Genomic DNA, 6,066 nt, shown 5'->3' on the forward strand with positions numbered 1-6,066 from the left:
GACCGTCCGCGACGTCCTCGACGAGCTGAACGTCACGTCGTTCCCGATGGTCACCGGTTCCCGCGGCATGCACCTCGTCGTTCCGCTCGACCGCACCGCTGACTTCGACGAGGCACGCGCGTTCGCCGTCGGCGTCGCCGACCTCGCGTCCGCAAGACACCCCGACACGCTCACGACCGAGCAGCGGAAGGACAAACGAGGGAACAGACTCTTCATCGACGTCATGAGGAACGCCTACGGCCAGACGGCCGTGCCCCCGTACGCGCTCCGCGCGAAGCCGGGCGCGCCGGTCGCGACGCCGATCGAATGGGACGAGCTGGGGAACGGCAGGCTCGCGCCCGACCGCTACAGTGTGAAGACCATCTTCCGCCGCCTCGGGCAGAAGGACGATCCCTGGCAGGGCATGGACCGTCGTGCGATCTCGCTCGAGGGGCGTGCGGCGAAGCTCCGAGAGCTCCTCGAGAGAGAGCGGGCGAACCGCGGAAACTGAGCGGCCGGCCATTCCAGCGCGGGGTCGCCCTTGCCACTCCCCTTCGACATGTGTAGACTTGTGCATGTGTCGCCCCCCGGGGCGGCGCGGCGTTCGCAGAACATGAAGCAGAGGCCGGCCACCAACGCATCCGGCGGGGCTCTTCACGCTGAACCGAAGAAGGAGGGAGACATGAAGCGTTCGTTGGCACTCATCGCCGTCCTCGGGCTTTCGGCGATGCTGGCCCTGGCCGGCTGCAGCCAGTCCGACTCTGAGGCACAGGCCGGAGGCTCGGTCGAGGACCAGCCCATGATGGGCGAGGGCGCCGAGTACGAGGGTAAGGTCGTCACGGCGGACAACAAGGCCGACTGCGTGGGCGAATGCACCGAGGAGTGCATCGAGACCTGCATGGCCGAGAACGCGAAGGCGATGCCGGCCGACGAGGCGCACGCCATGTGCGCCGAGAAGTGCGCCGAGACCTGCGGCACGGTCGAGCAGGCGTCAAGCGCGGGCGGCTGCCCCGGCGCGGCTGCCGCCGCCGCGAACGACCCGTGCGCCGGATGCCCGAAGGCGAAGGCCGCCGCGAGCGCCGACATGCACCAGTGTGTCGTCTGCGCCTGCGGGAAGGACATCCAGACCGACATCTCCATGGAGCACGAAGGTGCGACCTACTACTTCTGCTCCGAGGGCTGCAGGAACAAGTTCTCCGACCGGCCCGGCAAGTACATCAACTAGCCGGACTTCGACCTGAACGACAGGAGGGGGCGCCTCGCGAGGCGCCCCCTCTTTCTTCGTGCCGCCCGTTCGCCCGTCCCCTACCAGGCGTAGTCCAGCACCAGCATCGGCCGTTTGTCCTCTTCCGCGTACTCCCTTGAGGCGAAGATGAACTGGCTCGCCGTCGGGTCCTCGCTCGTGTCGATCTCGACGCCCTGGTTGGAGTAGAGACCGCTGATCCAGTCGTCGACGTAGTCGGTGATGTCGATCTCGTACCACAGTGAGTCGTACGACGCCTCGGCGATGGCCGCGCCGGAGGTGGCCAGGGAGTCGTCCCAGGTCACGCTGTTCTCGCCCCAGAACTCGGTGATCCGTCCGACGAGGATGGTCCGCTCCTCCGCTGTCGCCCCTCCCGAGGCGGTGTTGTACAGATGCACCGTCGCGCTGATGGCGTCCGCCGTCGGTTCGACATCGACCGGGAAGTAAATGTAGAGCTTCCAGTGGATCACGCCGTTGTTGAAGAGGTTGAGGTTCCCCAGGCTGCCATGGTTGATGTTCGACTGCGTCAACGACACGTACGTGTCCGCGGACGCGATGAACTCCGCACTCTCGAGCTTCTTCAGGGCGACGTCGTAGACGACCTCATCGTCGTTCACGTGCAGCGGTCCCGAGAATGTCCGGTACCCCTCGGCCGTCACGACCACGTCCCACTCGAGCTGTGGAATGCCGGAGAAGGAATACGCGCCCTGCGCGTCTGTCGTGTCCAGGCGGCCGTAGAGCGAAACGACGGCGCCCTCGATGGCACCGAGCGTCGCGTGCGATACGACACCGGAAACGTCGCCGGTTCCGACGAAGACGCTCATCCCGATGTCGTGCTGCGTCAGGCCCTCGATGTCGACGATCTCCGTGTAGTCGAAGAACCCCGCGAGCTCGGCCCTGACCATCCTCTCGCCGGTCGGCACGCCCTCGAGCTCGTAGAAGCCGTCGGATTCGCTCGTCGTCCACTCCCCGCTCACACTCACGATGGCGCCGGAGAGCGGCGTACTGGTGCCGGCGACGCGCACGTAGCCGTAGATCGTGCCCGTCTCATCCGACGTCAGCGCGCAGCCGACGACGACGAACACCACGGCCGAGAGCACGAGCGCTGCCAGTGTTCTTCTCATGGGAATCGTCTCCGGGGGGATCCGGTCGGTCGCGGGGGGATGTCCGGCGGCCATCCTGCATGGTCCAATATACCGCCGCTTCGGCGCCCGGTCAACGCCGCCGGCCGGCTCGTGCTGGCCGCTGCACCGGGGCTGTCCCTCAGTGAGCCCCGCCCGGCCTGATCACGTAGACGCCGCCGCAGCACGAGACCTGATTGTAGGTCGACTCGAGGCCGGCCGCCTGAAGCGCCTCCGACGCCTCGTCCGCGGCCCAGTAGTGCTCGTCGTCGTCCCAGGCCTCAGCCCACCGCCCGTGCGCCCTCTCCCGCTCCTCCACGTTCCCGAAGGAGACATCGCCGATCACCACGCGTCCGCCCGGCGTCAGATGGCGCCCGACGAGACGAGTGATCATCGCGACCTTCACCTCGAGCGGAAACTCGTGGAAGAGGTACGAGGAGACGATGCGGCTGAACGTCTGGTCCACGTCGATCGGCCAGTCGCCCGAGAGGTCGGCCTTGATGAGCTCGGCGCGCGGAACGCGCTCGTGTGCTCTCGCGAGCATCCGGGCCGAGAAATCAAGACCCCACACGAGACAACCCTCGCGGACGAAGCGCTCGGCCAGAGCGCCGGTCCCGATGCCGAGATCGAGCACCGTGCACTGAAGCGAGGGCTGCGTCAGGCGCACGATGGTGGCGAGCACCTCCTCATAGCCCTCGAACGGGAACCCTGAGTAGTCGGTGACCGACGCGTCGTACGTGTCGGCCCACTCGTCGAAGAGGCGGGTCCTCTCTCTGTCCGGCATGGCACTCCTCTCGGTCGGGCGCCGTCGCTTGCCCTCCGAACCAGGTCTGTGGCGTGGCGCCGGCCGGAGCTGTCGGTGACCGACGCAACGCCGCATCTTCGGGGACGTTCTATCACCCCTCGCCTCCGGAAGTCCAGCAAGAACTTGTCAAGTCCCCTATGGCTGGCACGTCCGTTGCTTATCTCATAAGTGGGTCAGTGTATTCACGGTCCGCGCTTCGGAGGTTCCTATGACACCGACTGCGATACGCCTTACGACGTTCGTCACGTTCGTGCTGCTTGTGGGCGCAGTGCCGGCGGGCATTCCGACGGCGTCGGCAGAGAACCCGTCGCACGCCACGCTTCCAGAGCTTCCCGTCGACGACCCGATCCCGGACCGCGAGAACACCTCGCGGGCGATCATCAACGCCGCCTACGGCAGGGGCGACATCGATTCTGAGCAGCGCATCCTGCTCCTGGCGACCAGTCTCTGCGACCCCGAGCGTCTGCCGGAGGAGTACCGCGGCACGGCCCCCGAGAAGTGCGGCACGCCGGTCGCCGACGAGGTCGAACGCGCCCTCCCCGGCCTGTCCGGACCGGTCGCCTCGCGCATCCGCTCGATGCGGTCGCGGCCGTCGTGTACAAACACGTACGACACGACCCACTTCCGCATCCACTTCGACACATCGGGACCGCACGCCGCCCTCGACTGGCCCGATCCCTGGTACGTGCACGCGGTGGCCGCGGCCGCCGAGAGCTCGTGGGTCGACATCGTCGACGAGATGGGCTTCCGGGCCCCGCCGAACGACGGTTCGGACCCCGACGGCGGCGGCGGGAACGGCCTCTACGACATCTACCTTCAGAACCTCTCGGGCTACTACGGCGTGTGCTACGGGAGCTACACGGTCCCCGCGACGCCACGCACCGACTGCACGAGCTACGTGGTCATCGACAACGACTACGCGGGGTTCGGCTATGTCGACCCGACCGACCCGATGACCGTCACCGTCGCCCACGAGTTCGGCCACTCCTGTCAGAACTCCCACGACTACACGGAGGCCACCTGGTACAAGGAGTGCACATCGGTCTGGGTCGAGGACATGGTCTACGACGACATCGACGACTACCGCTTCTACCTGACCTACTACTACAGCTATCCCTACGAGTCGCTCGAGTGGCAGGACGGCACCGGTCTCCGCATGTACGGCTCCTGCGTCTGGAACTTCTTCCTCGCCGAGCACGTGTCCCCCGACGTCGTTCCGTCCATCTGGTACGAGCTCGAGAGCGCCGCCGACATCTACGTCCTCATGGACGTCGAGCTCTCCTCGCGCGGCACGTCGCTCGAGGAGGAGTTCGCGGAGTTCGCGCTCTGGAACTGGTTCACCGGCAGCCGGCACGACGGCACGCACTACGAGGAGAGCGCCATCTGGCCGACCGTCGCGGCCCAGCGAAACTACTCCAGCTACCCGCTCTCGGGCGTCGCACCGCTGGCCGCGCACCGTCCCGACCACATGGCCTGGAACTTCATCCACTTCACGAACCCGGGCGGCGGCGACGACCTCATCGAGATCAGCTACGACGGCCCCTTCCTCGCCTCGACACCCAACGCGGCCTGGCTCGTCACGAAGGACACCGGTGACGCCACGGCCGAGTGGGGCGCCATCAGCCTGAACGGCTGGGGGAACGGTACCGAGACGGTCACGGGCTGGGACGAGCTGTCGCAGGTGGGGCTCATCGTCGTGAACGCCTGCACCTCCACGGACGCGATGGGCTACTGGGTCGACGCCGATCTGGCGACCCCGGTCGAGGGGGCGTTCTTCGCCTCCGCGACCGCGAGCGATCAAGTGACGCTCCGCTGGAGCATCCCGAACACCGCCGGCATGGTCGGCCTGGATGTCGAGCGTTCGCGGCACGAGGACGGTCCTTTCGAGACGCTCAACGCGCTGCCGCTGGACGTCTCGTCCCCCGGCGAGTACGTGGACGAGGACGTCCTGCCGGGCGACGAGCTCTGGTACCGCCTCGTGGCCCGGCTGGATGACGGGACGGACGACGTCGTCGGCCCGACGCCCGCGCACGTGGTCCTTCCGGGGTCGAGTCCGCTCGCCCTCTCGAGGCCCTTCCCCAACCCGTCGGCCTCGACGACCACGCTCGAACTCGTGATGCCGTACGAGGACCGCGCGTCGGTCACCGTCCACGACGTCTCGGGACGCGTCGTCGCCACCGTGCTCGACCGAACGCTCCGGCGCGGCCGCCACACGGTCACGTGGGACGGCACCGACCGGAACGGGCACGAGGTCGCGGCCGGCGTCTACTTCTGCTCGCTCGCCACGCCCGACGCCGTGCTGACCGAGCGCATTCTGCGCATCCGATAGCCGCCCGCGACGACTCAGCAAAGACAGCGCCCCCGGGTGTCCCCCGGGGGCGTTTTGTTTCGTCGCTGCCGGTCGGTGCTTCTAGGTCCCCGAGACCTCCTCCTCCGCCTCGAGCACGACACCCTTCTTCTCAAGGAAGTCGCCGAGCTTCTGGTCGACGTTCTTGATGTGCTCGACGAACCAGTGGCCGAGCAGACGGTCGATCGAGTCGGCGAGGTCGTTCGTGGCACCCTCCTCCTCGAAGTCGCGGCCGAGGTTCTTCAGCGTCTCCTTGTACTCCTTGTGCTTCTCCAGATGCTCGTCGAGACCGGGATAGTCGAGCGCGCGCATGTGACGCTCCTCGGTCCCGAAGTGGAAGTTCGTGTAGTCCATCAGGAAGTCGAGCGTCTTCGCGATCTCTCCCCCGCCCTGGTAGTTCCTGATCGCCTCCGACAGCTCGTTGATGCGTCCGATGAGCATCTGGTGCTGCTGGTCGATGAGCGGCACGCCCACCGAGAGATCGTCGCTCCACTGCACCTTGTCCACGGGTACTCCTTTCGAAAGCGGCCGTCCGTCTCTCTGTCGCGCCAGCGTACCATAAGGCCGGGCC

5 protein-coding genes are annotated in these 6,066 nt (G+C 67.0%); 2 read left to right on the forward strand and 3 right to left on the reverse strand.

Annotated elements, in window-relative coordinates:
• Positions 1–661: 661 nt before the first annotated feature.
• Positions 662–1,204: a YHS domain-containing protein gene (locus tag GF405_08005; GenBank protein ID MBD3368097.1), complete on the forward strand. Its 543-nt coding sequence runs from the start codon at positions 662–664 to the stop codon at positions 1,202–1,204.
• Positions 1,205–1,284: 80 nt separating this feature from the next.
• Here GF405_08005 and GF405_08010 read toward each other — a convergent pair whose 3' ends face one another.
• Together GF405_08010 and GF405_08015 are read right to left on the reverse strand one after the other, a co-directional pair.
• Positions 1,285–2,400 carry a DNRLRE domain-containing protein gene (locus tag GF405_08010; protein ID MBD3368098.1) on the reverse strand — a complete coding sequence of 372 codons (1,116 nt, stop codon included), beginning with the start codon at positions 2,398–2,400 and terminating at the stop codon, positions 1,285–1,287.
• 85 nt (positions 2,401–2,485) lie between these two features.
• Entirely contained in the window at positions 2,486–3,223 is a 738-nt protein-coding gene (locus GF405_08015) for a methyltransferase domain-containing protein (protein MBD3368099.1), read from the reverse strand.
• Between the two features lie 133 nt (positions 3,224–3,356).
• On the opposite strand from GF405_08015, the gene GF405_08020 reads away from it, so the two are divergent.
• The gene (locus GF405_08020; protein MBD3368100.1) at positions 3,357–5,477 is read left to right on the forward strand and encodes a T9SS type A sorting domain-containing protein; all 2,121 of its coding nucleotides are present in this window, start codon (positions 3,357–3,359) and stop codon (positions 5,475–5,477) included.
• An 81-nt stretch (positions 5,478–5,558) separates the two neighbouring features.
• Here the strand turns inward: GF405_08020 and GF405_08025 are convergent.
• On the reverse strand, positions 5,559–6,066 hold a 508-nt coding region (locus GF405_08025), incomplete at its 5' end, for a bacteriohemerythrin (protein ID MBD3368101.1).

The sequence above is a fragment of the Candidatus Effluviviaceae Genus V sp. genome (assembly GCA_014728125.1).
Taxonomy (GTDB): Bacteria; Joyebacterota; Joyebacteria; order Joyebacterales; family Joyebacteraceae; genus WJMD01.

What these genes read in the sequence shown, in the direction of transcription:
- GF405_08005 (MBD3368097.1), top strand. Translation starts at nt 662, where the DNA reads ATGAAGCGTTCGTTGGCACTCATCGCCGTCCTCGGGCTTTCGGCGATG.
- GF405_08010 (MBD3368098.1), bottom strand. Translation starts at nt 2,400, where the DNA reads ATGGCCGCCGGACATCCCCCCGCGACCGACCGGATCCCCCCGGAGACG.
- GF405_08015 (MBD3368099.1), bottom strand. Translation starts at nt 3,223, where the DNA reads ATGCGGCGTTGCGTCGGTCACCGACAGCTCCGGCCGGCGCCACGCCAC.
- GF405_08020 (MBD3368100.1), top strand. Translation starts at nt 3,357, where the DNA reads ATGACACCGACTGCGATACGCCTTACGACGTTCGTCACGTTCGTGCTG.